The organism is Micromonospora sp. NPDC001898 (assembly GCF_042891255.1).
GTDB lineage: Bacteria > Actinomycetota > Actinomycetes > Mycobacteriales > Micromonosporaceae > Micromonospora.
On record NZ_JBIATC010000020.1, the window covers coordinates 1 to 26,263 of the forward strand.

21 protein-coding genes and 1 pseudogene are annotated in these 26,263 nt (G+C 74.0%); 9 read left to right on the top strand and 13 right to left on the bottom strand.

Translation table 11 applies throughout. The annotated features are described in order from the left end of the window. The first annotated feature begins 314 nt into the window (after positions 1–314). The 4 genes and pseudogenes from ACFYZF_RS26700 to ACFYZF_RS26715 form a co-directional block, all read left to right on the top strand. Positions 315–2,003 (top strand): discoidin domain-containing protein, encoded by a 1,689-nt coding sequence (locus ACFYZF_RS26700; protein WP_387025283.1) that lies wholly within the window; start codon positions 315–317, stop codon positions 2,001–2,003. 88 nt (positions 2,004–2,091) lie between these two features. Continuing rightward, entirely contained in the window at positions 2,092–4,149 is a 2,058-nt protein-coding gene (locus ACFYZF_RS26705; RefSeq protein WP_387025285.1) for a glycosyl hydrolase family 28-related protein, read from the top strand. A gap of 267 nt (positions 4,150–4,416) precedes the next feature. Next, positions 4,417–5,124: a hypothetical protein gene (locus ACFYZF_RS26710; protein WP_387025287.1), complete on the top strand. Its 708-nt coding sequence runs from the start codon at positions 4,417–4,419 to the stop codon at positions 5,122–5,124. 8 nt (positions 5,125–5,132) lie between these two features. Further along, positions 5,133–5,243 (top strand): annotated as a pseudogene (locus ACFYZF_RS26715) (RNase III inhibitor); the annotation flags it as partial. Between the two features lie 133 nt (positions 5,244–5,376). Here ACFYZF_RS26715 and ACFYZF_RS26720 read toward each other — a convergent pair. From ACFYZF_RS26720 to ACFYZF_RS26730, 3 genes are all read right to left on the bottom strand, one after another. Then, entirely contained in the window at positions 5,377–5,667 is a 291-nt protein-coding gene (locus ACFYZF_RS26720; protein ID WP_387025289.1) for a hypothetical protein, read from the bottom strand. Then, entirely contained in the window at positions 5,664–5,984 is a 321-nt protein-coding gene (locus tag ACFYZF_RS26725) for a hypothetical protein (RefSeq protein ID WP_387025291.1), read from the bottom strand. Before ACFYZF_RS26725 ends, ACFYZF_RS26720 begins: the two co-directional genes overlap by 4 nt. A gap of 154 nt (positions 5,985–6,138) precedes the next feature. Continuing rightward, positions 6,139–8,367, bottom strand: a complete 2,229-nt coding sequence (locus tag ACFYZF_RS26730) for a glycoside hydrolase N-terminal domain-containing protein (RefSeq protein WP_387025293.1) — start codon at positions 8,365–8,367, stop codon at positions 6,139–6,141. Positions 8,368–8,830: 463 nt separating this feature from the next. Here ACFYZF_RS26730 and ACFYZF_RS26735 point away from each other — a divergent pair, with 463 nt between their 5' ends. After that, entirely contained in the window at positions 8,831–9,427 is a 597-nt protein-coding gene (locus ACFYZF_RS26735; RefSeq protein WP_387025294.1) for a hypothetical protein, read from the top strand. Between the two features lie 79 nt (positions 9,428–9,506). On the opposite strand, the gene ACFYZF_RS26740 is transcribed toward ACFYZF_RS26735, so the two are convergent. From ACFYZF_RS26740 to ACFYZF_RS26765, 6 genes are all read right to left on the bottom strand, one after another. Next, positions 9,507–10,274: a glycosyltransferase family 2 protein gene (locus ACFYZF_RS26740; protein WP_387025296.1), complete on the bottom strand. Its 768-nt coding sequence runs from the start codon at positions 10,272–10,274 to the stop codon at positions 9,507–9,509. Positions 10,275–10,399: 125 nt separating this feature from the next. Further along, positions 10,400–11,146 (bottom strand): YdcF family protein, encoded by a 747-nt coding sequence (locus ACFYZF_RS26745; RefSeq protein ID WP_387025297.1) that lies wholly within the window; start codon positions 11,144–11,146, stop codon positions 10,400–10,402. Between the two features lie 180 nt (positions 11,147–11,326). Further along, entirely contained in the window at positions 11,327–13,189 is a 1,863-nt protein-coding gene (locus ACFYZF_RS26750) for a CocE/NonD family hydrolase (RefSeq protein WP_387025299.1), read from the bottom strand. Positions 13,190–13,343: 154 nt separating this feature from the next. Beyond that, a complete protein-coding gene (locus ACFYZF_RS26755) occupies positions 13,344–14,255 on the bottom strand; it encodes a sulfotransferase family protein (protein ID WP_387025301.1) in 912 nt (303 codons plus the stop codon). 2 nt (positions 14,256–14,257) lie between these two features. Further along, positions 14,258–15,256 (bottom strand): sulfotransferase family protein, encoded by a 999-nt coding sequence (locus ACFYZF_RS26760; protein WP_387025303.1) that lies wholly within the window; start codon positions 15,254–15,256, stop codon positions 14,258–14,260. Continuing rightward, entirely contained in the window at positions 15,253–16,497 is a 1,245-nt protein-coding gene (locus ACFYZF_RS26765; RefSeq protein ID WP_387025305.1) for a glycosyltransferase, read from the bottom strand. The genes ACFYZF_RS26760 and ACFYZF_RS26765 overlap by 4 nt, the downstream gene beginning before the upstream one ends. A 233-nt stretch (positions 16,498–16,730) precedes the next feature. On the opposite strand from ACFYZF_RS26765, the gene ACFYZF_RS26770 reads away from it, so the two are divergent. From ACFYZF_RS26770 to ACFYZF_RS26780, 3 genes are read left to right on the top strand one after another with little or no spacing between them, the layout of a single operon-like run. Further along, positions 16,731–17,666 carry a hypothetical protein gene (locus ACFYZF_RS26770; RefSeq protein WP_387025307.1) on the top strand — a complete coding sequence of 312 codons (936 nt, stop codon included), beginning with the start codon at positions 16,731–16,733 and terminating at the stop codon, positions 17,664–17,666. Continuing rightward, entirely contained in the window at positions 17,659–18,462 is an 804-nt protein-coding gene (locus tag ACFYZF_RS26775; RefSeq protein ID WP_387025309.1) for a sulfotransferase family protein, read from the top strand. Before ACFYZF_RS26770 ends, ACFYZF_RS26775 begins: the two co-directional genes overlap by 8 nt. Next, positions 18,459–19,940 (top strand): hypothetical protein, encoded by a 1,482-nt coding sequence (locus tag ACFYZF_RS26780; protein WP_387025311.1) that lies wholly within the window; start codon positions 18,459–18,461, stop codon positions 19,938–19,940. Before ACFYZF_RS26775 ends, ACFYZF_RS26780 begins: the two co-directional genes overlap by 4 nt. Positions 19,941–20,014: 74 nt before the next feature. On the opposite strand, the gene ACFYZF_RS26785 is transcribed toward ACFYZF_RS26780, so the two are convergent. Genes ACFYZF_RS26785 through ACFYZF_RS26800 form a run of 4 tightly spaced genes read right to left on the bottom strand, consistent with a single transcriptional unit; the run spans position 20,015 to position 25,235 of the window. Next, complete coding sequence (locus tag ACFYZF_RS26785; RefSeq protein ID WP_387025313.1) at positions 20,015–20,860, bottom strand: sulfotransferase family protein; 846 nt, start codon at positions 20,858–20,860, stop codon at positions 20,015–20,017. After that, positions 20,857–22,560, bottom strand: a complete 1,704-nt coding sequence (locus tag ACFYZF_RS26790) for an oligosaccharide flippase family protein (RefSeq protein WP_387025315.1) — start codon at positions 22,558–22,560, stop codon at positions 20,857–20,859. The genes ACFYZF_RS26785 and ACFYZF_RS26790 overlap by 4 nt, the downstream gene beginning before the upstream one ends. Before the next feature lie 9 nt (positions 22,561–22,569). Next, entirely contained in the window at positions 22,570–23,709 is a 1,140-nt protein-coding gene (locus ACFYZF_RS26795) for a Wzz/FepE/Etk N-terminal domain-containing protein (RefSeq protein ID WP_387025317.1), read from the bottom strand. Between the two features lie 26 nt (positions 23,710–23,735). After that, entirely contained in the window at positions 23,736–25,235 is a 1,500-nt protein-coding gene (locus ACFYZF_RS26800; RefSeq protein ID WP_387025319.1) for an O-antigen ligase family protein, read from the bottom strand. Between the two features lie 467 nt (positions 25,236–25,702). On the opposite strand from ACFYZF_RS26800, the gene ACFYZF_RS26805 reads away from it, so the two are divergent. Next, positions 25,703–26,233: an SRPBCC family protein gene (locus tag ACFYZF_RS26805; RefSeq protein WP_387025321.1), complete on the top strand. Its 531-nt coding sequence runs from the start codon at positions 25,703–25,705 to the stop codon at positions 26,231–26,233. Positions 26,234–26,263 lie beyond the last annotated feature (30 nt).

The window sequence follows — 26,263 nt, forward strand, 5'->3', positions numbered from 1 at the left end:
GGCCCGGCCGGGGGGGGGGGGCGGCCGGGGGGCCCGGCCCCCCCCCCGCCGGGCCGGCTCTGCTCCGCGTGCCATGTCGTCACCACCGCATTGTCGGCCGGGGCCGCGCGCAGTCCCGGCCGACTCGCCGCCGCGCCGTACGCCTTGCCGGGTGACAGCGGGGGCCCCGCCTACCGCAAGTCGACCCGCGCGGCAGCATCTTTCATCCATCGGTCGAAACATTTCTTCAACACGTCCGACTCTTGCATACGGTAGTCCACTGCTGACACGATGGCCGTCGATGCATCCTTGGGACAATCGAAAGGAGCAGGGTCATGGCGGTGTCCCGTCGGAGGCTGATCGGATCCCTCGCAGCGGGTTCCGCCCTCGCCGCCGTCTCCCCCACCGACCTGGTGTCAACCCTTCGCGGCGCGGCTCTCGCGGCCAGCCCGCCCGGCGATGTCGTCGGCAAGATCTCAGTCGGCTACCAGGGCTGGTTCAGCTGCCCCGGCGACGGAGCGCCGATCGGCGGCTGGTGGCACTGGAGCCGCGACCGGTTCCAGCCGCCCGCCCCGGCCAACACCACCATCGTCTCCTGGCCGGACATGCGGGAGTACGCCCGCGGCTACTCCACCGCATACCCGGCCCTGGGCAACGGCCAGCCGGCGCAACTCTTCTCCTCCTACGACCAGCAGACGGTCGACACCCACTTCCGTTGGATGCAGGAGTACGGCTGCGACACCGCCGCCCTGCAACGGTTCAACCCGGTCGGCGACGAGGGGCCCACACGCGACGCCATGACGGTCAAGGTCCGCGGCGCGGCCGAGCGCTTCGGCCGCAAGTTCTACATCATGTACGACGTCACCGGCTGGGCGTCGATGCAGACCCAGATCAAGGACGACTGGACCAACCGGATGTCCGCGCACACCGCCTCCCCGGCGTACGCCCGGCAGAACGGCCGGCCCGTGGTCTGCATCTGGGGCTTCGGCTTCAACGACGACGGCCGCCCCTTCGCGCCCGCCCCCTGCCTCGACGTCGTCAACTGGTTCAGGGCCCAGGGCTGCTACGTCATCGGCGGCGTGCCGACCTACTGGCGGCAGGGCATCAACGACTCCCGGCCGGGCTTCTCCGAGGTCTACCACGCGTTCCACATGATCTCGCCGTGGATGGTCGGCCGCACCGGCACCCTGGACGGGCTCGACTGGTTCCACACCAACGTCAACGTCCCCGACCAGGCCGACTGCGCCGCGCACGGCATCGACTACCAGCCCTGCGTGCTGCCGGGCGACCTGTCGTCCGGGCACCGGCGCCACGGCGACTTCTACTGGCGGCACCTCTACAACCTGACCCGGCTCGGCGCCCAGGGCCTCTACGTGTCCATGTTCGACGAGTTCAACGAGGGCAACCAGATCGCCAAGACCAGCGAGACGCAGGCGACCACCCCGGCGGGGGCGGGCATCCGCGCGCTGGACGAGGACGGCACCGCCTGCTCCGCCGACTACTACCTGCGGCTCACCGCCGACGGCGGCCGGATGTTCAAGGGCCAGCTCGCCCTCACCGCCGTACGGCCGACGCCGCCCGTGCTCGGCGGTGGGCCCCCGCCCGGCGGCGACCTCGCCGCGGGCCGGCCGACGTCGGCGAGCAGCCAGAACGGCGGATTCGTCGCGGGCAACGCCGTCGACGCCGACCGGAGCAGCTACTGGGAGTCCACCAACGGCGTCTTCCCCCAGTGGTGGCAGGTCGACCTCGGCGCGGCCCACCAGGTGGCCCGGATCGTGCTGCGGCTTCCGCCCGCCGCCGTCTGGCAGCGGCGTACCCAGACGCTGTCGGTCGAGGCGAGCCCGGACGGCGCCAGGTGGACGACCCTCGTCGCGCCGGCCGGGCGGGTCTTCGACCCGGCCACCGGCAACCAGGTGACGCTCACCGTGCCGGCCACGCCGACCCGGCACGTGCGGATCCGCTTCACCGGCAACACCGGCTGGCCGGCGGCCCAGCTGTCCCAGCTGGAGGTGTACGCCGGCTAGCGGCGGCGTGGCGTCCCCCGCGCCCGACGCAGCACACCACCGGCCGCCGCGCGCCGGTGCCCACCACCCCCACGGAGAAGAGTCACCCATGTCCCGGAGCATCATCCCGGCGTCGCGGTGGTCGCCGCGCCGACCGCCTCGACGCCGTCCCCCGGCGGTCACCGCCTCCGCCGTCGCGCTCGCGACCGCCCTCGGCCTCCTGGCCGGGGCACCCGGCCCGGCCACCGCCGGCCCGGCCACCGCCGGCGGGCCCGTCGTGACCCGGGCCGGGCTCGACCCGGGACTGGTCTCCGGGCGCGGAGCCACCGTCGGCTTCGTCGAACAGGAGGCGGAGAACGCCGCCACGGACGGCGAGGTCATCGGCCCCGACCGCACCGCCTACACCCTGCCGGCGGAGGCCTCCGGCCGCCGGGCGGTCCGGCTGACCCCCGGCCGGTACGTCGAATTCACCCTCCCGAACGCGGCCAACGCGATCACCGTGCGCTACAGCATCCCGGACGCGCGGGGCGGCGGCGGCATCACCGCGCCGCTGGACGTCGCGGTCAACCAGCGGCGGGTCCGGACGATGACCCTCACCTCGCAGTACGCGTGGCTCTACAACCAGTACCCGTTCTCCAACGACCCGGCCACCGGGCTGCTGCACCCGAACTGGTGGATCACCGAGTGCGGGTGCGTGCCGTCGGCCACCACCCCGTACCCGAGCATCCCCACCCCGTTCCGCCCCAGCCACTTCTACGACGAGCAGCGCCTGCTGCTCGGCCGCACCTACCGGGCGGGCGACCGGATCCGGCTCACCGTCCCCGCCGGCAGCAACGCCGCCTGGACCGTGATCGACCTGCTCGACTCCGAGCTGGTCGGCCCGCCCCGGGTCCGGCTCGCCGCCGCGAACGTGCTGGCCTTCGGCGCCGACCCGACCGGCCGGCGCGACTCGGCCGCCGCCCTGGACCGGGCCGTCGCCTTCGCCCGGCGGGCGGACCTCCCGGTCTACCTGCCGCCGGGCACCTACCAGGTGAACCGGCACATCATCGTCGACGACGTGACGATCGAGGGCGCCGGCAGCTGGTACACGATCGTCAAGGGACGGGAGGTCGCGCTGCCGACGCCCGCCCCGGACGGCTCGGTGCACACCGGCGTGGGCTTCTACGGCCGCGACGCCACCGACGGCGGCAGCCGCAACGTGCACCTCTCCGGCTTCGCCATCGAGGGCGACGTCCGCGAGCGGATCGACACCGACCAGGTCAACGCGATCGGCGGCGCGATGAGCGACTCCACCATCGACGGGCTGCACCTGCGGCACACGAAGGTGGGCATCTGGTTCGACGGGCCGATGAGCGACGTGCGGGTCACGAACACGGTCATCGTCGACCAGATCGCCGACGGGCTGAACTTCCACACCGGCGTCACCGACTCGCTGGTCGCGCACACCTTCGTCCGCAACTCCGGCGACGACGGGCTCGCGATGTGGTCGGAGAAGGTCGGCAACGCCCGCAACAGGTTCGACCACAACACCGTGCAGTCGCCGGTGCTCGCCAACGGCATCGCCCTGTACGGCGGCACCGACACCACCGTGTCGAACAACCTGGTCGCCGACCCGGTACGGGAGGGCAGCGCCATCCAGGTCGGGTCCCGCTTCGGCGCGGAGGCGTTCACCGGGCGGCTGCTGATCACCGGCAACACCACCGCCCGCGCCGGCACGTACGAGCTGAACTGGAAGATCGGGCTCGGGGCCATCTGGTTCTACGCGCTCGACCGGGACATCGACGCGACCGTCGAGGTGGTCGGCGACCACTACCTCGACAGCACATACAACGCCGTCATGCTGGTCAGCGATTGGCCGGTGAAGGACCTCTACTCGATCAGGAACGTCCAGTTCCGCGACATCCGGGTCGACGGGGCGGGCACGTCGGTGGTCAGCGCCCGCTCGGCCGGCTCCGCCTCGTTCCGCAACGTGGACGCCCGCAACGTCGGCGCGGTCGGGGTCAACAACTGCGGGTCGTTCCACTTCACCCCGGCCGGCTCCGAGTTCGTCCTCACCGACCTCGGCGGCAACGACGGCGGCTGGCTCGCCCCGTGGCTGCTGCCGAACATGATCACCTGCGACGACCGCCCGCCGGTCGTACCGCCGCCGCCACCGGCGTCCTGGTGAGGTGAGGCCGGCGGGCGGTGGTCACCGCCCGCCGGCCGGCGGGGCCCACGGCTGTCGGGCGACCGGCCACCGAGGAGAGCGGGGTTGCTCCACGGGCGGGCCGCAGTCCCGGGGCGGTAGCCCTTGCCTACCCGCCGCCTATGGAGCTGAGTCGGCTGCGTCATCAGCGCGGGACAGCGACCCGTCCACGACATCGGCTCCAAAGCGCGTCGGCGACGCCCCCGGTCCCACGAGGGGCGTGTGACAACGGAGATCTAGGATGGGCGTATGGCGCGGGCACATGGCATCACGTTCCCGCAGGTGGTGACCTACGACGGGCTGCCCGGTTCTGCGGGCGGTGCGCACTCGCTTCGCGCCAAGCATCCTGACGAGGCATTCCAGCGCCTGCAAAGCTTCGTCAATGCCTGCACCGAACCGCTGTCGTCAGCATCATGGGCGTTCGAGATCTGTGCAGGCGGACCGCCCGCGTCGACCGAGCAGCTGGTAGCGCTCGCCACCGAGCGCTTCGGCGGGCCCCGCCACCGTGCGCAAACCCACACGGTATGGAACGTTCCATCCGAATCCGTGAACCACGCACTCGATGCGCTCATCGCCGTCGGCCCCGACGCGGTCACGACCCACGGACGTTCCCTGGCCGCGCTGACCTACAGCACGCCCGTGCGCCTCATCGACCCGGACGCCCGCACCCCGTACCCCGACATCACCCCCGACGCCTTCGGTCGCTTCGCCGTGGACGGGTACGGCCGGCTTCTGGGCGACTCAGGCATACGCGCAACCCTCGGCACCGCAGCATCCGCGCTCTCCCTGTGGCTCAACCTGCCCGCCGACCAACGGCTGTCCCCCGGCGCTCGTCATCTACAAGGCCATCTCCCGTTCCGGCTGTCCGCGAAACACTGGCGCCTCTGGCGCCCCACCCGGAGCGGCGACTCCTACCGCGCCACCAAGATTCCCTCGCCCGTACCCGACCGGGCCTGAATCACACGGCCGCCCGGATCGCCGTGGCAACGATCAGGAGCGCACTCACAGCGGTCCAACGGATACGACTCATCGCATTCGACGAGGACACCCGGCAGCACCTGCAAGCGGCAATGACAGTGACCGGATTTCAGGACTCTGCTCGCAGACAACGTCCACGACTGACTCACGCATCCGACACACCGCAGCGCCTTCGGCGCATCGGTCACGACGGTCGCCGACGACACGCGGTACCCCGGGGCGGTGGGCGGCTCAGCAGAACCAGCCGTCCTGGACCCAGCCGCGCCGGTTGACGTGCCCGTAGGCGAATCCGTATATGTAGCCGCCACTGCGCGGGCCCTCCACCAGAAACGTCTGGCCCTGGTAGAGGGTGCCCATCCACGCCCCGTTCGGCTGGGTGCGCACGAACAGATCGCCGGCGCACACGGTCTCGCGTTCCCCGATGGTGCCGTTCGCGGCCCGGGCCGGGGTCGCAACGGCGACCGTCACGACCGTCACGGCCGCCACCAGCGCCGCGATCCGGTGCCTCGATCCGCCGCTCACCACGAGTCGTACCCCCCGACGCACTCGATCCGCAGGTACCCCCAGTCGTTGGGGCCGAAGTCGAAGGCGGCGGCCCAGCCGTTGTAGACCGGGTGGGCGCCCGGCGTGTGCCCGATCTTGTTGCCGTACGTCAGGGTGCGCTTGAGCCCGGACGGACCGCCGGCCGAGTCGTAGTTGTCGTAGAAGCTCGCGGTCTGGCAGACGACGACGGCGTGCCGGGGCACCACCGGGGATGCCGAGGCGGCGACGCCGGCCAGCGGGGCCAGCAGGACTCCGGCGGCCAGCGAAGTGGCCAGGCGCGGTGACGACGGGCGCATGTGTCCCCCCACGGGGTCTCGGATGAGCGGACACCCTACCAAGAAATTAGACGTACATCTATTTCCTGCCCGCCCACCACCCCGCGCCATCGAAGCCACGCTGGGCCGCAGCCGGCGCGGGAGACGGCCCGGTGCGCGCCGTCGGCGGATGCGGTCAGGGCAGCGCCAGGTCGACCGCCACCGCGGCGGCCAGGTCGAGGACCGCGTCGCCGTGCGGGCTGCGTACGGTCAGCCGTTGCCCGGCCGCCGCGACGAGCCGTGCCCGCAGGCCGCCGGGGGTCCAGGTCAGCTCCTCGACGGTCACCCCGCCCCGGCAGGTGACCCCCCGGACGGTGCCCCGGGCCAGGGCGGCCGGCGCGGCGGGCAGCAGCCACAGCACACCGGGCCGGGAGTGCACCAGCGCCTCGACGAGCACGGCGGGCAGGGTGTGCGCCGCGTCAGCGTTGTAGATCTCCAGGTCCGGGTTGTGCGAGCTCATCAGTGAGCGGAAGAACATGTCCGTACCGATGATCTTGAGCAGGTTTCCGGCGACCAGCGCGGGATCCCGCAGCCGGGCCGCGACCAGCGCCCGGTGCAGGCTGCCGTGGGCGGAGAGGTTCTCGTCGCCGCGCAGCACCAGCGCGCGGTGCGCGGCGACGGCCAGCTCGGGGGTGTCGTCGGGGTTGATCTCGTCCAGGGGCCACACCGGGTAGAGATGGCTGACGTGCCGGTGGTCCTCGTCGCCCCGCTGGCCGGGCCAGGCCCACTCGGCCAGCACCCCGCGCTCGTCGACCCGGTACGCCGGCAGCCGCCCGCGCAGCCCGGCCCACCGGTCCACGCCCGTCGCCTCGGCGGCGGTGGCCAGGGCGTGCCGGGCGGCGGCGATGTCCATCGTGGCGTTGACCGCCAGGTACACCGGCCGGCCGTCGGCGTCGGGCGGGCCGGTCTCGGGCGAGAACGACGGCACGACGACCACCGCGCCGGAGGAGTCGGTGACGGTGAGGAAGTCCTCGAAGAAGACGGCCGCCTCCTCCAACCAGCCGGCCAGCTCGCCCAGCGGCTCCCCGGTCACCTGGTGGTGTTCCCACAGGGGGTGCAGCAGCCAGTCCGCCCCGGCGAGCCAGGCCGCCCACGGCCAGTCGGCCCGGAAGTGGAACAGGTTGCCGTGCTCGCCGTCGGTGCGGCCCGGCGCCAGCAGCCCCCGGACGCCGTAGATCGCCGCCGCGTTGCGCCGCCAGTCGTCGACCTGGCCCCGGACCAGCGCGGCGTGGGCCGCCGTCACCTCGGGCAGCGCGCAGATGTTGGCCCCGGCCAGTTGCAGGTTGAGGTTGGCGTCGGTGGTGAAGTCTCCCGCCCACGCCGCGCCCCACGCGCCCAGCCACAGGCCGGTGAGCCGGGGCGGCAGCACCCCGCTGGCGCTGACCAGCAGGTACCGGCCGGAGTGGAACAGCCGCTCCAGCAGCGCCGGCAGGAGCAGGTCCGGGTCGGCGCGCTGCCGGGCGAGCAGCTCACCGACCGGCAGCTCCCGCTCCTCGGCCGGCACCCCGAGGTCCAGGCTCACCCGCCGGTAGATCGGCGCGTGCACCGCGACGTGCCGGGCCAGCAGCTCGGTGTAGTCCGCCCCGGAGCGGGCCACCAGGGCCTCCTCCAGCTCGGCCGTCCGCCAGGGCGCCGCGTCGCGGCGGTCGAGCACGGTGGTCAGGAGGGCCGGTCCGCGCACCGCCACCCGGTCCCCCACGACCCGCGCGTCGCCGCGGACGAGGGTCAACCCCTCGAACCCGTACGCGCCGTCGCCGTCGGGCGGGTACAGCCCGCGGATCCGGAGGAAGACGTGCTCGCCCCGGCGGTACGCGGCGGTCTCGTAGCGCACGTCGTCCGGGCGCTCGGGCAGGTCGCCGGTGAGCCCGATGACGCACCCGGGCATCTCGACGTGGGTAACCGCGATCGCGTCGGCCCGCGAGACGAACGCCCTCCGGCGCCCGCCGTCCCACTCGACGACGACCTCCCCGGTGGTGAACTCGGTCCCGCGCCGGTAGCCCGTCGGCGCCGGCCCGTCAGCCAATTGCGCGGTCGCGTCGATGGTCATGGCGTACCCCGGGTGGAACGGCTGGGTCCAGCGCAGCTCCCGCCCGTCGGCGAGCACCGCCGCGGCCTCCGCGCGCCGACCGGCGAGGACGAGTTCCCGCACCTCGGGCAGCCGGTCGGCGAGCTGCGGCGGCCGGGCGTGGCGGGTGCCGTTGGGCAGCACGAAACGGTGGTGGTTGAACACGATCCGCTCGGCGTACGGGGCGCCGGAGACCATGATCCCGCACTCGCCGTTGCCGGAGAGGAACGCATCCTCCCAGCGTGCCGCCGGGGCCGTGTCCCAGATCCGGTGGGCGGACGCGGGCATGGTGTCCGCCATCGACGGCGTCTCCTTCCGGTTCACCGACCCGGCGGGACGGCGCGCTCGGCGCATCCGGACATCGGTGACATCCCGAGCGATCGTGAATCGTATCCGGATGCCGACCCGCGTGGAGCATCGGCGATACCCGCCCGCGAGGCCCGTTCGCGCCGAATGTCCGGATCGGCGCGCCCGTGGGTGTGACCGGGGGCATCCGTCCGGCGGAACATGGGCCGGCCCGGGGTCGTTACACATGGCAGACGATCGAGCAGCGCACCCCGCTGCCGAGCCGCCCGAACCCCCGTGGAATGCGGGCCGGCCCCCGGTCGTTACACATGGACCCGCCGCCACCAGCACCCCCGAGTGCGGTGAGCCGCCGGACGACTTCCCTCTCTTGATCTGTTGGGCGCCTCGACGTGGTGCTCACACCCCCCGCCCCTCCCCGGGCGGGCGCGTGTGTCGACCCCCGATTGGAGACACCCCCATGAACACGATCATCCGTAAGAGCGTTCTCGGCATCGCCGGTCTCGCCTTCGCCGGCGGCGTGTTCGCCGGCCCCGCCACCGCCCACACCACCACCCCCACCGCATCCACCCCGACCACCGCCGTCGCCGTACAGGCCGACAAGCCGGCAGTCGACAAGGCCAAACTGATCCCCCACGGCGTGCAGGGCGAACAGTCCCGCATCACGCTCGACGACGAGCAGACCGCCAACGCGAAGGCCATCATCGCCGCCACGAAGAAGGCCGGCATGAACGAGCGGGCCGCCGTGATCTCGATCGGCACGTCCCTACAGGAGTCGAAGCTGGAAAACCTGGGTCACCTGGGTGACCGCAACGACCACGACTCGCAGGGCCTGTTCCAACAGCGCCCCACCTCCGGCTGGGGCACCCCCGAACAGATCACCGACCCCGAATACTCGACCCTGGCGTTCCTGAAGGGTCTGAAGCAGGTCGACGGGTGGCAGGACATGCCCCTGACCGAGGCCGCCCAGACCGTGCAGGTGTCCGCCTACCCCGACGCGTACGCGCAGTGGGAGCAGCAGGCCGCCGACCTCGTCACCGAACACTGGAACAGCTGACACCAACCGAACAGCCAACCGGCCGGGCCCCCGACAAGGGGGCCCGGCCAGCGGCGTGTCCACGACCGACCCGTCGCCGTCAGCGGCGGGGTTGGCGGGAGATCCCGGCCGGAGTCAGCAGGGCCGAGGCGGCGAACCGCAGCAGGGGCAGGTAGATCCGCACGGAGTCGGTGACCGACCCGAAGTGCGACGAGGCGTTGTCGTCCACGTACGTGGTGGCGATCGTGGTCTGCTCGATGGGCTGGCCGGCCCGGGCGGCGTACAGCAGGACGTTCATCTCGTACTCGAATCGCTCGCCGGGGACCGTGAGCAACCAGTCGAGCAGACCGTGCGGGTACGCCCGCAGCCCCGTCTGGGTGTCCCGCACGGGGCACCCGGTCGCGGCGCGGAACAGCACCCGGGTGAGGCTGTTGCCGGCCCTGCTGCGCACCGGCACCTCGCCGTCGAACCGCCGTACGCCCAGCACCATCACGCCGGTCTCCTCGACGCGCCGGGCCACGCGCAGGACATCGGCGACGCCGTGCTGGCCGTCGGCGTCGGCGCACACCACATCGTGGCCCGGGCACTCGCGCGCGACGTGCCGGAACCCCGTCCTCAGGGCCACGCCCTTGCCCCGGTTCGCCCCGTGCCGCAGGACGGTGCAGCCGAGGTCACGTGCCGCGTCGAGGACCCGGGCGGACGCCGGTCCGCTGCCGTCGTCCACCACGACGACGTGGACGCCGGGAGCGGCGTCGCGCAGCTCGGCGACGAACTCGGGCAGGCGGGGGCCCGGCTCGTACACCGGGGCGAGGACGATCACCGCCGCCCGCCAACGCCACGCCCGGCCGTGCCCGCGGCGGTGGCGCACCCGGCGCGTCCGCTCGAAGGACCGTCCATCCTGTCCACGTGACCTCCTCGATGTCGCCGCGACCGTCGTCCTCATCGAGATCGATCCGGTGGCTCGGGAGCCTGTACCCCGTCAGCGGCCGTCCGTCACATGCTCCGCCGGAGCGGTCCCGCCGGATCAGCGCCGGGCACGGTCACGCCCCCACCGGAGACACCCGGACCGTGGTGGGGCGGGACCACGGCGCAGTCTCCGCCCGGCACGTCCCGGCGGTGGCGCGCCAGCCGGTCGACGCGGCGCATCGACGTCACCAGCCGGCGTTCCCGGCGAAGCAGACCCGCCGCGTCGCGGGCCCCGAGGAACCACAGCCGGGACGCGATCCGAGCGGCCGGCTCGCGCCACCACCTCGGCAGTGCCTCCCCGCCGGAGGCGTGGACGTCGAGCAGCGCCGGGCCGCGCAGTCCGAGGGTCCGGCGGGCGAGATACCTGATCCGGGGCAGGTGCCAGGTGTGCGAGACGATGCCCAGCGGCTGCCCCGGGCCGAAGGCGTGGCCGTCGAGCAGGCCGTCCTCGACGGTGTGCAGGAGATTCTCCAGCGTGCTGCGCGAGCGTGTCTCGGCGCGCAACTCCGCGTGCCGGTCGAGGCCGGCGGCGAGCGCCTGGCGCAGCATCAGGTCGCCCTCCCGCCACCCCTGCGGCGGAGGATGCGCCCCCTCGGCGGCCTCCGCCCAGCCGCCGCTGAACACGATCCGGGGTGCCCGGCCCTGCCCGGCGGCGCGGGCGAAGGACGCCTCGTTCGCGGCGACGTAGTCAACCACTGCCCGCACGCGGGCGATGCTGGCCGGGGTGAGTGCCCAGGTGTCCCCGGCGCGCAGCACGCCGCGTCCGAAGACCACGAGCACGGTGGCGGTCGGCGACGTGTGCCCTCCCCTCGGCGACTTCCCCGGCAAGGGTAACCACCCGCCCCGCACCCGCCGACGAAGCGGGGCGGCCCGGCGCTCGACGGTCCTCCGCGGAGGGCCGAGCGCCGGGCCGCCCCGGTGGCGGGCCGCCCGGGCGGCCCGCCGGTCAGCCGGTCAGAGGCCGGCGGCGTGTGCGGCGGCGGTGCCGCCGACCACGGGCAGGACGACCTTGCTGCTCTTCAGCGCGAGCTGCAGGTTCGCGGCGGTGGTGTCCGCCTGGCTGGAGTACTGCGGGTAGCTGGCCACGATGATCACGCCGATCCGGTGGCCGGGCTTGAAGACGTAGTCCTCCGGCAGCAGCGGGAAGCTGAAGTTGTACGACTCCCCCTGCACCAGCGGCACGGCGACGCGGATCGACTGCCGGTTCTGGGCGTCCATGACGCCCTTGGTGACCAGCTCGTAGTCGGCCGTGGCCACCCGCTTCGTCGTCTGCTTGTAGCAGCCGTCGTCCGTCGGGCTGCTCTCGCCCCAGCAGTCCTCCGTGGTCAGGGTGATGATCCCCTCGCCGGAGGCCCGGTGGGCAACCCGCTCGTCGGTGCCGTAGTCGACCAGGATCGCCCCGAGGTTGGTGTCGGTCTGGTCGGCGGAGGCCCGCAGCTGCACGGTCGGGGTGCCGGAGATGTGCAACGGCGCGGTCAGCGGCGCGGAGAGGAAGGCCAGCCGGTTGGGCTGCACCACGTCCGGGTTGAGGATCATGGTGTTCTGGCTCTGCGTGCGGCTGTCCTGGAACGCCCCGGTCGCCGGCTTCGCCGTCGGCACCAGCCCGAGGCCGCCCGCGCCGGTGGTACCGGGCTGGAGGAACACCTCGGTGTCGGCCTTGCCGGGGATCGGCCAGTCGGCGTGGGTCTCCCACACGTCGGCGGACCGCTCCAGGTCCACCCGCGGCTCGTCCATGATGCCGTTGGCGACGCCCTGGAGCCAGAAGTCGAACCACCGGTGCAGCGTCGACACCCACACCGCGCGGCGCGAGTCGAACGGGTCGACGTGGCCCTCCTGGGACAGCCACAGCTTGCGCGGCACGTTGTTCTCCGCGAGGGCGTACCAGAACTTGCTGAAGTGATCCGGCCGGACGTTGTCGTCGTTGAGGCCGTGGTAGAGCAGCACGCTGGCGGTGACGTTGGGGACCTTCTTGACGTAGCTGCGCTCGTTCCAGAAGGCGGTGTAGTCGCCGTGCTCGTCGCCGTCGACGGCGGCCATCGCGTCGCGCACCGGCTTGCAGTACTCCCGGCGCTCCGGATTGGTGACCGTGTTGGCCAGCGACGCCACGTAGCTGTTGCCCCGGGTGACGACGCCGTTGCTGCGCACGTAGTCGTAGTACTCGGTCGGGCCGCTGATGGGCACGACCGTGGTCAGGCCCTTCACGCCGGTCACCGCCGTGGACATGGCCAGCGAGCCGTCGTACGACTTGCCGATCATCCCCGTCTTGCCGTTGTGCCAGCCCGCCTTGACGATCTCACCGGCGGCGTTGCGGGCGGTGGCCCGGCCGTTGAGCCAGTTGATGGCCTGCTTGGCGCTCAGGTTGTCCTGGTTGGCGTTGGTGGTCGGGCAGCCGGTGGAGTTGTTGGTGCCGACCATGTCCAGCAGGATGACCGCGTAGCCGCGCGGCACGAAGTAGTTGTCGTAGAACAGCGGCCACTTGTCCAGCAGCCCGTCGCCGTCGAGGTCCGCCTTGCACTCCGACTCGTTGCCCCGGCAGACCGTCGAGTAGTAGGGGCTGGCGTCCATCACCACGGGCGCCTTGAGCCCGTTCGCGGTCGCCGCCGGCCGCATCAGGTCGAACGCGATGATGTCGCGCAGGCCGTCGTTGTCGCTGTCGAAGGTGGAGTCGATGAAGAGCCGTTCCCGGATGGCGTCGGCGTAGCCGAACACCGGCTGCGTGACGCCGTCCTGGACGACGATCGACGGCGGGCCGTCAGCCGCCAGCGCCTGCGGCGCCGCGCCGAGGGCGGCGAGCACCGCCGCGGACAGTACGGCCACGCCTGTGCGCCAGCGCGTTCCCACTGTAGCCATGAGTCTCCTTGAGGTCCGAGGCTGCGTACGCTACGAGCCGGCGACCGGTGCCACCACCTGCACATGTAGGAACTTCGCCGGACGTGGTCCGACGAGTGGGCCCCTCGCCCGGGGGAAGCGGTCAGTCCCGGTAGCCCCACTGCCGCAGCGGCTCGGCCAGGGCCCGCTCGACGGCCGCGAGCTGCGCGGGGCCCAGTTCGTCGTGGTACGCCGCCCGGCGCCCGGCGGGGAACTCGTACCGCCCGAAGCCCCGCTCGAACGCCGGCGTCCAGTCCAGCCCGAGGAAGTCGAGCATCCGGGCCGCCTCCGCGCGGGGGTCGGCGAGCAGGTCCTCGTAGCGGACGTCCAGCCACTGCCCGGGCGGGTGCGCGGCCCGGGCGTCGGTGAACCCCGCCATCAGCATCTTCCAGCCGAGCGCGGCGAGCACCGGGAAGGACCGGGCGGACTCCTCCCACTCCCGGCGCAGGTCGGCCGGCAGCGGCCCGAGGTACCAGTTGTCGGGGCCGCGCCAGCCGTCCCACCAGCCCATCTGGAGCCAGGAGTTGGTGACGGCCCGGCCGTCGCGGACCACGTTGACCACCCGCAGCCCGGGGTAGGCCGCCCGGAGGAACCCGGTGCGCGGCCAGCCGGTGACGTGGTGCACCAGCAGCGGGCAGCGCTGCCGCCCGATCCGGGCGTCGAAGAAGGCGCGCAGCCGCCGCGCCACGTGCGGGGTGAGGTCCTCGGCGGTCAGGTCCCGGCACGGGCGGGAGAAGCCGGCCAGCACGTGCCGGTCCAGCAGTTGGTACGCCTCCGACGGGGCGACCCGCAGCCGGCCGCGTTCCAGCAGCCGGCGGCTGTGCCGCAGCGACGTCATGCCGGCCGGGCGGGGCGCCGACCGCCGGTACAGCGGCCCGTTGAACCGGCCGGTGAGGTTGAGCCGGGACAGCTTGTCGTCGACGCCGGAGACGAACCCCACGCCGGGATGCCGGGACAGCAGCTCCTGCACGAGGGTCGAGCCGCACCGCCCGGTGCCCACCACCACGGCCAACATCCTCAGTCCTCCTCCTGCCGGGGTGCCACCGGGCCGCCCCGACGCCACGGGTAGCCGAAGCGGCGCAGCCCCGGCGCGGTCAGCGTGGTCACCACGGCGTACGACCACCGGGACAGCCCGCGCCGCCACTCGACGTCGGCGGCGATCGGCACCGGGCCGGTGCGGTGCCGCGACGGATTGCCGGCCACCGAGTGGGTGGGCGCCAGCCGCACCGTCGCGGGACCGGTGAACGGGCCGGCGTCGGGACGGGTGAACAGGCCGGCTTCGGCGTCGGAGCCGGTGGTCGTGCCGGCGTCGGCGAACGCGGCGATCCGGCCCAGCGTCGCCTCCGGGTCGGCCGTCAGGTCCTCGTACCGCACCCGCAGGTAGCGGCCCGGGTCGCCGGCCCACAGCCGGGCCGTCAGCGTGTTCCAGACCAGCCACAGCAGGGCCGCCTTCCACACCGGAGGCCGGCTCATCAGCCGCTCGTCGGCCTCGCCGTCGAGGCCCCGGCGCCGCCGCCAGGAGAAGGCCGTGGCCCTCGGGTCGCGGACCAGGTGCAGCACCCGCAGCTCGACACCGGGCAGCGCGCCGACCAGGGCCCCGTACGGCGGCAGCTTCGACGAGTCGACCACCACCCGCGCCCCGGCGTGCCGGGCCACGGCGGCGTACAGGCCGGCCAGCGCCGCGTCGTCGGGGTGCGCGGGCACCGCACGCCGGCCGCGCCGGTGACGGCGCACCAGCGCGGGCACCCCGCGCAGCCGCAGCCGACCGCGCAGCCCGGCGGCGATCCCGCCGGCCCGGTCGACCGGCACGTCCCGGCGCACCGCGCGCCACACCGGACAGTCCCGGAACGGCAGGCCGCAGCCGCAGGGCCGGTTCTCCACCTCGCCGCGCTGCCACAGGTAACGCAGCTCACCGGCCGCGAAGAACCCGGCGTACTGGCCGAGGACGGTGGTGACCAGGGTGCTGCCGCTGCGCCCGCTGCCGGCCAGGTAGAGCACCCGCACCGGGCGGGTCACGCCGGCTCCCGCAGCGCCCGCGCGGCCGTCGCGTAGACCTCGCGCAGCCGGGCCAGGTGCGCCTGCGGCGAGAAGTCCCGCTCCACCCGGGCCCGCCCGGCCAGGCCCATCCCGTGCGCCCGGGTCGGGTCGGCGAGGACGCGGCGCAGCGCGGCGGCCAGCGCGGCGGGGTCGTCGGCGGCGACCACCTCGCCGTCCACGCCGGGGGTGACCAGCTCGGGCAGCCCGCCCAGGTCGGTGGCGACCACGGGCACGCCGCAGGCGAACGCCTCCAGCACGGCCATCGGCTGGTTCTCGTTCCACCGCGACGGCACGGCCGCCACCGCCGCGGACCGGACCAGCGCGTGCAGCCGGGCCTTGTCCAGCCGCCCGTGGAACCGGACCCGGCCGGGCGCCCGCCGCAGCGCCAGCTCGGTCAGCCCGGCGCGGGCCGGGCCGTCGCCGGCCACGTCGAGCGACACCTCGGGCGGCAGCAGGGCGAGCGCCTCGACCAGCACGTCGACGCCCTTCTCGGCAGACAGCCGGCCGGCGAAGACCACCGACCCGCCCGGGGTCGACTTCACGGGCGTCGCGGCGACGTCGACGAAGTGCGGCACCACGTGCATCCGGTCCGGGAAGACACCGGCCCGGCGCATCACCCGCGCCAGGAACCGGCTGGGACTGACGAACGCCTGCACCGGCCCGTACGCCCGGGTGGAGCGGTGCAGCCAGGACTCCACGGCCAGCAGGCCGCTGGCCGGCAGCGAGCCGTCCTTGCACCGGCGCCGGGCGGCCCGCAGCGGGCCGCCGGTGACGCACGCGTCACACACCGCACCCCGGTCCAGCATCTGGTAGCTGGGACAGGCCAGTTTGTAGTCGTGCAGCGTCATCACGCAGGGCACCCGCGCGGCCCGCGCCGCGGCCAGCACCGACGGCGAGAGCTGGTGGTAGATGTTGTGCAGGTGGACCACGTCGGGCCGGAATTCGTCGATCACCCGGGCGAGGCCGCGCCGGCTGGCCGGGGACCAGATCATCCGGGCCGCCGCCGTCGCGCGCGAACCGATCCCCGACGGCGCCGGGTCGAGCTCCACCAGCGGCGGGAAGTGCCGCGCGTACGGCAGCGGTGCGTCGTTGTCGGGGTGCGTCATGCCGAAGTACGCGACCTCGTCGCCCGCGCCCCGCTGCAGTGTGGCGACATCGAGGAGATAGCCCTCGGCGCCGCCACGGCGGTAGAGGAACTTGTTGACGTGGAGGACACGCATCGGCCTGCTCCAGGGGTGGCCTGCTGAGTGGCCGCTCAGGGGTGGGGAAGGGTGGGCACCGGGCAGCAGCGGTGACCAGGGGCCCCACGGTATGCAAACCGGGCGGACGAGTCCAGTCATGATCCCCAACTGACCACACGGCCCATCAGCGCTGGCCGCACGGCCACTTGGCCAGCCACGATGATCAGCCGGTAGCGTGTTCCCCGCCCGACCGTCAGCCCGAGGAGGACCCGGTGGCCCACCAGGACGAACCCTCGGCGTGGGCGTACACCGCCCGGCGGGTGGTGCGGCACCTGCGCTGGGCGCGCACCGAGGGGGTGCGGCGGCTCATCGAGGAGGACCGGCTCGACCCGGTCCAGCGGGCCGGCACCGCGCTGGCGAAGTGGCGCTGGCGGCGGGCCCACCCGCAGCCGCCCGGCGGGGCGGTGCCCGTGTACCTGGTCGGCCTGCAACGCTCCGGCACCAACATGCTGGCCCGGGGGCTGGACGCGGCGCCGTCGTTCGACGTCCGCAACGAGAACGACCGGCGGGTGTTCCACCGTTTCCGGCTGCGCTCCGACGCGGTGCTCGCCGACGCCGTGCACCGTAGCCGGCACCGGTACGTCCTGGTCAAGCCGCTGTGTGACACGCACCGGGTGGACGAGCTGCTCGGCCTGGCCGGGCTGCGGCCCGGCCGGGCGCTGTGGGCGTACCGGGACGTCGACGAGCGGGCCCGCTCCGAGGTGGCGAAGTTCGGCGACGCCAACCTGCGGGCGCTGCGGGCGGTCGCCGACGGCACGATCGGCGACCGGTGGCAGGGGCAGCGCCTGGACGGGCCGGCCCGCGAACTGATCGCCGGCTTCGACTACGACCGGATGACCCCGCACACCGCCGCCGCCCTGTTCTGGTACGTCCGCAACTCGCTGTTCTTCACCCTCGGCCTGGCCGGCCGCGACGACACGCTGCTCTGCTCGTACGACGCGCTGGTGGCCGACCCGGCCGCGTACACGCGGCGGCTGTGCGCGTTCCTCGACCTGCCGTACGACCCGGCGCTGCACGACCACATCGGAGCGCGCGTCCCCCGCCGGCCCCCGCTGGAGCTCGACGGCCGGGTGCGGGCGCTGTGCACCGAGCTGACCGGGCGGCTGGACGCGCGGGCCGGCCTGGACCCGGCGGTGGGCCGTGGCTGACCCGGCGGCGGCAAAGGCGGAGGAGGAGGCCGGGCCCCGGGGGCCGATCTTCCTGGTCGGCTGCCAGCGGTCCGGGACGACGATGCTGCGCCTGGTGCTCGACTCGCACTCGCGGGTGTCCTGCGGCCCGGAAACCCGCTTCCTGGCCGACATGCAGCGCATCGTCGGCCGGGACTGGGAACGGCTGGCCCGCTTCGGGTTCCCCCGGGACTACTGGCTGGGCCGCATCGCCGACTTCTTCGGCGGCATCCACGCCGACTACGCCCGGTCCCGTGGCAAGACCCGCTGGGCGGACAAGACGCCCCTGTACGCGCTGTCGATCGGTTTCCTCGCCGAGGTGTTCCCGGACGCGCAGTTCGTGCACGTCATCCGGGACGGCCGGGACGTGGTCGTCTCCCACCGCAAGCGGTTCGGCTACTGGTCGGCGGTCAAGTGCGTGGTCAAGTGGCCCCGCTACATCCGCGTCGCCCGCGCGGCGGGCAGCCGACTGCCCGCCGACCGGTACCACGAACTGCGCTACGAGGACACCGTCGGCGACCCGGAGAAGGCCATGCGGGCACTGTTCGAGTTCCTCGGCGAACCCTGGGAGGCCGGAGTGCTCGACTACGGCGGCAAGCAGCACGACGTGGCGGGCAAGTACACCGCCGAGGCGGACCGCCGGCGGGCCGCCGCACGCACCGACGCCGCCATCTACGGCTCGCGGGTCGGCACGTACCGCCGGGAGCTGGACCCGTTCCTGCGGGTGCTGGTCCGCGTCTTCTCCGGCGCGACGCTGCGCGAGCTGGGGTACCGGTGACGCGCCGCCCGGCGCGGCGGGCCCCGCTGCTGGTCGGCGCGCTCGCGCTCGCCCTGGCCGCCGGGGCGGCCTGCTCGGACGGCCCCTCCTCCCCCACGCCCCGGCCGACCCCGGCGGCGTCGGCGACCGGGCCGACTGCCGGGCCGGGGCCGTCGGCGGCGCCGGGGGTGCGGAACCCCTTCGGCGCGCACTGGGACTGGTCGCGCCACGAGTCGTTCGTGCCGTACCTGAAGCAGCTCTCCGGCTCGGCGACGTACCACGAGCTGAGCTGGTGCGACATCGAGAAGACCCAGGGCAGCCCCGACTTCTCGGCGGTGGACCGGATCGCCCGCGAGAGCCGGGACCTCGGCATCACCCTGCACCTGAAGATCCGCACCGGGGTCTGCTGGGCCACCGGCGGCAGCGCGCGGCACACCCGGGGCCAGGCGAACAAGACCGAGTCGGCGATGCCCCGGGACCTGGCCGCCTACCAGGGCTTCGTCCGGGACGTGGTACGCCGCTACGCGCCCTACGGGGTGCGGGAGTACGCGATCGAGAACGAGGTCAACGCGCCGCAGTACTGGGCCGGCAGCCCGGCGGACTACCGGCGGCTGGTCACCTCGGCCGCCGAGGCGGTCGGGTCGGCCGACCCGCAGGCCAGGGTGGTCGACTCCGGGATCAGCAGCGTGGCGTACGGGATGGGCGTCGCCGACCGGCTGGTGCGGGCCGGCCGGCCGGACGAGGCGGTCGCCGCGTACCGGGCGTACTTCCCGCGCCGGGTCGGCACCCGGGGCCGGCAGATCCCGGCCGTGGACGGGCCGGAGCAGCTACGGACCGCCCTGGCCACCGAGCAGAACGCCAGGAACCTGGCCTTCCTCGCGGTCACCGAGGAACTGCTCGACGAGCGGATCGTCGGCGTACGGCAGTTGCACTTCTACGAACACTTCGCCGGGGTGCCGGCGTTGCTGGACTACCTGCGGGAGCAGACCCCGGCCGGGGTGCCGGTCCAGGCGTGGGAGGTCGGCCAGTTCTGGCGCGACGGCGACGGCGACGCGGCCAGCCGGGCCGACGAGATGGTCAAGGCGGTCGTCCAGCTCGTGGCCGGCGGCGTCGAGCAGGTGCTCTGGCTGCCGTTGGCGTACAACCCGAACAACCGGCAGGGCAGCGAGGTGCGCTACGGCCTGCTCGACCCGGACGGCACCGTACGGCCGGCCGGGGTGAAGCTGGCCGGGCTGGCGCTCGCGGCCGAGGACGCGACAGCGGAGCCGGTGACCGCGAAGGGGCTGACCGGGGTGGCGTTCCGGCGCGGCGAGCTGACCACGCTGGTGGTCTGGTCGACCTCCGGCGGGAGCGTGTCGTTGCCGGCCGCGCCGGGCCTGGACAGCGGCCCGGTCGGCACCGAGCCGCGACGGGCCGCCGGGCCGGTCACCATCGGGGCGGAGCCGGTGCTGATCCGGTCCACCGGCGACCCCGCCGCGATCCTCGGCCCCGCCCGCTGAGCGGCCCCGCCGGTCGCCCCCACCCGCTGAGCAGCCCCCGCCGGTCGGCCCCACCCCGGCGGGGCGGGGCGGCGTCACCAGGTGCCCGGCCAGCCGAGCAGGTCGGCGAGGCGGGCGTTGTGCGGGGCGAACCGGGCCGTCAGGTCGGCCCTCAGCTCGTCGGTGAGCTGGGAGGGGCCCCGCTCGGCCCGCCTGGTGTGCCGGGCGAAGGCATCCGGCGTGAACGGTGCCAGCCCGAGGAACCGCAGGATGCCGGCGTACGTCGCCGCCGGGTCGGCGTACAGGTCCTCGCTGCGTACCACGTGCAGCCGTTGCCGGGGCACGTGGGCGAACCAGCGGTCGAGCTGCTCGGCGTAGCGGCCCCGGGCGGCGTACGAGTGGTCGCGCAGGGTCCGGTGGGCCGCCGGGGTGTCCGGGCCCCGGCGCAGCGCCGCCGCCAGCCGTTCCGGCTCGGCGGCGAGCGCGTCGGCGAAGGTCAGCGGCTCCCGGCCGAGCGAGCGGGTGTGCAGGTAGTGCGAGTAGGCCCGCTCGACGGGGTCACGCAGCAGCGCCACGAACCGGGCCTCGGGCAGCAGCGCGGCCACCCGCGCCGGCACCGCGGGGTGGAAGAGGTAGTAGGGACTGGCCTCGAAGCTTTGCCGGCCGGGGGCGGCCGGCGGGAAGTGGGCCCGGTACCAGCGCTGCCCACGCCCGGAGTGCAGGCTGAAGAACTGCAGCTCCTTGCCGGTGGCGGCCCGCACGTCGGGATGCGCGACGAGGTAGTGGTGCAGCGACGTGGTGCCGCAGCGCTGCCCGCCGATGACGAGGAAGTCAGGCAGCGCACCGACCGGGCCGGGCCGGGCCGCGCGGACCCAGGCCCGCGTGCCGCGTACCGCCCGGCGCAGCCGATCCACCGCGACCCGGCGGGGCCCGGCGCTCACCGGGCCACCGCGGTGCCGTCGGCGGTCGGCCTGCCACCGTCGGCAGGTACGCCACCGTCGACTGATGGGCCGCCGTCGGCAGGTGGGCCGGGCGGGGGTGGCGTGGGGGCGCCGCGACCGCGCCGACGCACCAGGGCCCGCAGCACCATGAGGTCCTCCCGGCCGAGCCCGAGCGCTAGCACGACCCCCAGGTAGACCGCCACGATCGCCAGCAGGCCGACGCCGAGCCGCCACGGCCAGCCCGGCAGCAGCCAGCGCACCAGCAGCCCGGCGAGCAGCGCCGCCGCGCCGGCGGCGATCCCCTTGACCATGCCCACGGTGAACGGCAGGGCGCCCACCAGCGCGCGGACCTGGAGCACCCGGGCGACGTTGACCACGATCAGCGACACGCTCCACGCCAGCGCCGCGCCGACGATGCCGTACGCCGGGATGAGCCAGAGGTTGAGCAGCATGTTGAGCACCAGTGCGGCCAGGTTGTCGGCCATGTTGACCGCCACCCGGCCGGACATGTTCAGCACCGTGCCGCACGGGCCGGTCGCCGCGTTGACGAGCTGGCCCAGGGCCAGGACCACGGTCACCGCCGCACCGGCGGCGACCTCTCCACCGAAGACCCGCAGCAGGTCACCGGGGAGGACCAGCAACGCGACGAAGGCGGGCATGGACAGCCGGACCACCCAGCCGGTGGCCACCGCGTACACCCGGCGGACGTCGGCCAGCTCCCCCCGGTGGTGCAGGTGCGCGATGTACGGGCCGAACGCGGCGTTGATCGGCGCGAGCACGAAGATCGCGACGGTGACCAGGCGGGTGGCCACGTTGTAGACGCCGATCTGCGGGTTGGCGAAGAAGCCGAGCAGCAGGGTGTCGACCCAGATCAGCCCGGTCGAGGACAACGAGGACACCCAGCTCACGGTGGAGAAGCCGAAGAGCTGGCGGGGACGGTACACCGGGCGGGCCAGGGGCACCCGGCGGACCAGCCGGCCCAGCGCGACCAGGGCGAGCAGCGCGGCGGACCAACCGGCGCCGACCAGCGCCCAGTACGCCCCGGTCAGGCCCGCGCCGGTGGCCAGGGCGAGCGCGGTCAGCAGCAGCCGGGTGCCCGGCTCGTAGAGCTGGCCGATGAAGGTGAACGGGCGCTGGGTCCGCCAGCCCCGGGTCGCCGCGAGGGCGGCCTCGCAGATCGTCGAGGCGGGCAGGGTCAGCGCCACCAGCCGCAGGCCGGTGGCCAGCCCGGGATCGTGCAGCCGGGCGGCGAGCCACGGGGCGGCGAGCGCCAGCGCGGCGGCGAGGACGACCGACGAGGCGGCGGAGATGGCCAGCCCCAGCCGGACGGTGCCACGCAGCGCGGGCGCGTCGGAGTCCGCCAGGTGCACCGCCACGAACCGGGTCAGCCCGGCCCGGAAGCCGGAGAGCGAGAGCAGCCCGGCCAGGGACAGCACGGCGTAGCACTGGGCGTACCGGCCGACCTCGCGGATGCCCAGCACCCGGGCCAGCAGCAGCATGATCAGGAAGACCGCGGCCTGGCTGAGCAGTGCGCCGAGCAGGTTGAGGCCGCCGCCCCGGGCCATCCCCCGGACGTGCCGATCGCCCTGCGGCTCCGCCTCGCCCAGCGCGGCGGGACCGGGCTGCGGGTCGGGCGACGCCGGCCACCGGCCGCCCGATGGGGCGGCCGGCTCCCCGTGCCGGTCCGGTTCGGCCGCCACGCCGCCCGCCTACCCGCGCCGCAGCTCTGGCACGGCGTCGGCGTCGGCGTCGCGCGGCGCGAGCACGGCGGGCCGCCCGTTCGCGTCCGCCCGTCCGTTCACCGCGCCGGCCCGCCCGTTCGGGCCGGCCGGCCCGACCGCGTCCGCCCGCCCGTTCTCTGCGGCCGGTCCCGTCGCTGCGGCCCGTTGCGCCGGCGCGGCCCGGCCGGCCGCAGCCGCCCGGCTGCGGGTGACCTGCTCCAGGACTGCCACCAGAAGCACGGCCAGCAGCAGGCCGGCGCCGGTCACCGGCAGCACGAGACCGGCCAGCGCCCGGCCCCGGGAGACCGGCTGGACCTCGCCGAGGCTGGTCACCTGGGCGGGGTCGGCGGCCTGGGCCTGGGCCCGGGCCTGCTGGAGGCCCTGCCGGGCGGAGGACAACGCGGTGCTGGCACCGTCCCGCTGGGCGAGCAGCGCCTGGTAGTCGGGCAGCTTCGGGCCGAGCCCGTCCAGCCGCTTCTGCCCTGCGGCGATCGCCCCGGCCGCGGCGTCGGCGCCCCGGCCGTTGCCGACGGCCTGCATCTGCAACTGCTGCTGCCGCATGCTGGCGATCTCCTGCAGGGTCGCCTGGTAGAGCTTGTCCGGCTGACTGACCTTGTTCGTCCTCTCCCAGTCGTTGATCGCCCGGGTGGCGGCGGTCAGCTCGTCGGTGGCCGCCCGCACCTCGCCGGTGGCGATGTTGACCTGGCTGGTGAACAGGAAGGACAGTGCGCGCTTCCCGGTCGCCGTGAGCACCGGGATCACCGTGGACCGGCTGGTCGCCGTGTAGGCCAGGGTGAGCTGGCTGCTCGCCCCGACCTGTTCGACCGTCAGCCCGTCGCGTAGATCCCCCGCCGCGACGCCGGTGTCGGCCGACACCTGGTCGACCACCTGCGGGGAGGTCACGGCGGCGGCGAAGGCCGCCGCGAACTGGTTGGCCGCCTGCGTGCCGGTGTACTGCTGGGCCGCGCTGCCGCCGACAAGGGCCGGCGCCGCGACGTACGAGGTGGCCGTGTAGCGCTGGGGGCCGAGCAGGACGACCAGCGCGGCCACCGCCGCGGCGACCACCGGGACTCCGACCAGCACCCAGAGCCGACGCCGCGCGACCCGCAGATAGTCGACGATCTCCACCCTTGTGCTCCCCACTGTCCGGTAGCTCATCCGATGCCCCGCCCGAGCGACGTCGGCGCGACGGGCGTCACGACCCGGTCCGCGCCCGCGGGCACGCCTCGGGCGATCGCGTTGGCCGCGGCGGCGAACGCCGCGAAGTACCACAACGTGACCACGTTCGAGATCACGTTGGAGGCCGCGCTGACCGCCACGAAGGCGACCGCGCAGCCGAGGAAACCGACCGCGATACCCCGGCCCAGCGTGCCCGGCGGGGCCCGGCGCAGCGCCGTCCACCCGGCGTGCAGGCAGAGGACCATCATCGCCAGGTAGGCGAGCAGACCGAGCAGACCGGTCTCGACGTACGCGCGCAGGAAGTCGTTGTGCGGCTTCTTCGCCTCGTCGGCCTCGAACTTGGTCATGTTGGGCCCGATGCCGGTGACCGGGTTGCGGTTGGCCAGGGAGACGATCTCCGACCAGTAGTCGACCCGCCAGGCGAGGGTGTTGCCGGTCGGGTCACCGCCGACGGCGGCGCTGTCGGCGAGCTGCCCGAAGCGCTGCGCGACCGTCGGCAGCAGGGCCGCACCCGCCACCGCGACCAGGCACAGCGCCACCAGCAGGCGCCGGCTGCGGTGCAGCAGCGCGACCACGACAAGGCCCAGTGCCGCGCCGAGGATGGCGCTGCGGGTGTTGGTGAGCAGCAGGAACACCAGCGACGCCGCGAGCAGCACGCCGAGCGCGACCCGCAGCCGGCGGGCCAGATACCGGTGCACGCCGAACCCGAAGATCACCATGAACATCAGGTACCGGCCGAACGTGGTCGACTGGCTGAACGGCCCGCTGATCCGGGTGAAGTCGCCCTTGACCTCGGCCGGCGGGTCGCCGAGCAGGACCAGCACGGCGGTGTAGCCGACCGCCAGCGCCAGGGATGCGTACGCCGCGAGCAGGAACCGCCGGATCGCCGGCAGGTCCGGCATCAACTGCTCCAGGACGACGAACATCACCACCACGGTGCCGATGCGCAGCGCCTCCAGCGCGCTGGGCACGGGCTGCGCGGCGCCCAGCGCGCTGACCAGCGAGGTCGCGCCGACCAGCAGCAGCGCCACGCTGAGCGGGGAGCCGCGCAGCCGGCCCCTCTCGCGCAGTTGCGCGGCCAGCCACAGGCCGGCGGCGAGCAGGAACAGCACGGCCAGGATCGTCGACGGGTCCAGCGTCCGGGTGGCGGCGCCGGCGTCGGCGCGGCCGGCGGTCGGGCCGCTGAGCTTGAACAGGTCGACGCAGGAGCGCACGGCGAGCATCAGCAGCACGTACGCCGCGAAGCGGGTCAACGCGAGCACCCCGACCGCCAGCCCGACGACCACCACGAGGGGCAGCACCACGCCCACCCGGTCGCCACGGGTCATCGCCAGGCCGGCGACGACCGCCACCACGGCGCACAGCAGCGCGGCGCCACCGGTCAACAGGCGCCCGGTCGGGTCGCCGGCCGGCCGACGCCTGGCCCCGTCGGGCGGGCCGGCGTCACGCACCGTGCCGTGTCGCTGTCCGTCCACTCGCTCGCCGACCACTCGTTTCCAGGGGGGTGCCATTGCCGGTCACCGCCGAGGGACCGGGAGAACGGCCTAATCTAACGGTTGCCGTCACCCCGGGAACATGGGCCGTTGCGTCGGCCGTGGACGGCGTAACGTCCGGCCCCCGACGGCGACACGGCCCATGATCCCCTCACGAGGAGTGACGGCGTCGTGATCCACCCGGTGGGCACGGGTCGGCGACCGACCGACGCGTGCCCACGGACGGGGCCGCCGGCCCGTCGCCGGATCGGGACGACGAGGATTGACGGGACGCCATGGAACCCTCTATAAACCTGAGAAAGCTGGTCACGTACGTCGATGAGTTCGGCGTCCGCCCACCGCACCGACCCGCGAGCCGCGCGGTCGGCGCCCCTGTGGCGGCACCCGGCTCCCCTTCCGTCCACGACGGGTCGACCGGGGCGGCCCAGCCCGACACCGAAGGCGGCAACGTGCGATACACCGACGGCCCGAGCGTGGCATGTGACCTCTACGTCGAGGCGGCTCCGACGCGGGTCTGGGATCTCGTGACCGACATCCACCTGCCTCCTCGGCTCAGTCCCGAGCTGCAGCGGGTGGAGTGGATCGACGGCGCGGATCGCCCGAAGCTGGGGGCGAGCTTCGTCGGCTACAACCGCCACGAGCAGATCGGCGAGTGGCGCACCGTCTGCCGGGTGGTGGAGCTGGAGGAGCAGCGCCGGTTCGGGTGGATCGTCCTGGACGTGGACGGCAGGTTCGCCGGGCCTGACGGCGACCACACCGAGCCGGCGGCCGCCTGGTGCTTCGAGATCACGCCCGAGACGACCGGCACCCGGTTGCGGCAGACGGCCCGGATAGGCCCCGGCCGTTCCGGGATCAGCCTGTTCATCGACATGGTGCCCGAGAGCGAGGAGGATCTGGTGGCCTTCCGGCTCGGCCAGCTGCGGACCAACATGGACGCGGGGCTGCAGAACATCAAGGAGCTCGCGGAGAGCGACCGCTGATCGCCCTGATTGCTCTGGCCACGGACCAGG

Bases quoted from the DNA above. Each gene is read 5' to 3' on its own strand.
- ACFYZF_RS26700 (WP_387025283.1), top strand. From the start codon at position 315: ATGGCGGTGTCCCGTCGGAGGCTGATCGGATCCCTCGCAGCGGGTTCC.
- ACFYZF_RS26705 (WP_387025285.1), top strand. From the start codon at position 2,092: ATGTCCCGGAGCATCATCCCGGCGTCGCGGTGGTCGCCGCGCCGACCG.
- ACFYZF_RS26710 (WP_387025287.1), top strand. From the start codon at position 4,417: ATGGCGCGGGCACATGGCATCACGTTCCCGCAGGTGGTGACCTACGAC.
- ACFYZF_RS26725 (WP_387025291.1), bottom strand. From the start codon at position 5,984: ATGCGCCCGTCGTCACCGCGCCTGGCCACTTCGCTGGCCGCCGGAGTC.
- ACFYZF_RS26730 (WP_387025293.1), bottom strand. From the start codon at position 8,367: ATGGCGGACACCATGCCCGCGTCCGCCCACCGGATCTGGGACACGGCC.
- ACFYZF_RS26735 (WP_387025294.1), top strand. From the start codon at position 8,831: ATGAACACGATCATCCGTAAGAGCGTTCTCGGCATCGCCGGTCTCGCC.
- ACFYZF_RS26755 (WP_387025301.1), bottom strand. From the start codon at position 14,255: ATGTTGGCCGTGGTGGTGGGCACCGGGCGGTGCGGCTCGACCCTCGTG.
- ACFYZF_RS26765 (WP_387025305.1), bottom strand. From the start codon at position 16,497: ATGCGTGTCCTCCACGTCAACAAGTTCCTCTACCGCCGTGGCGGCGCC.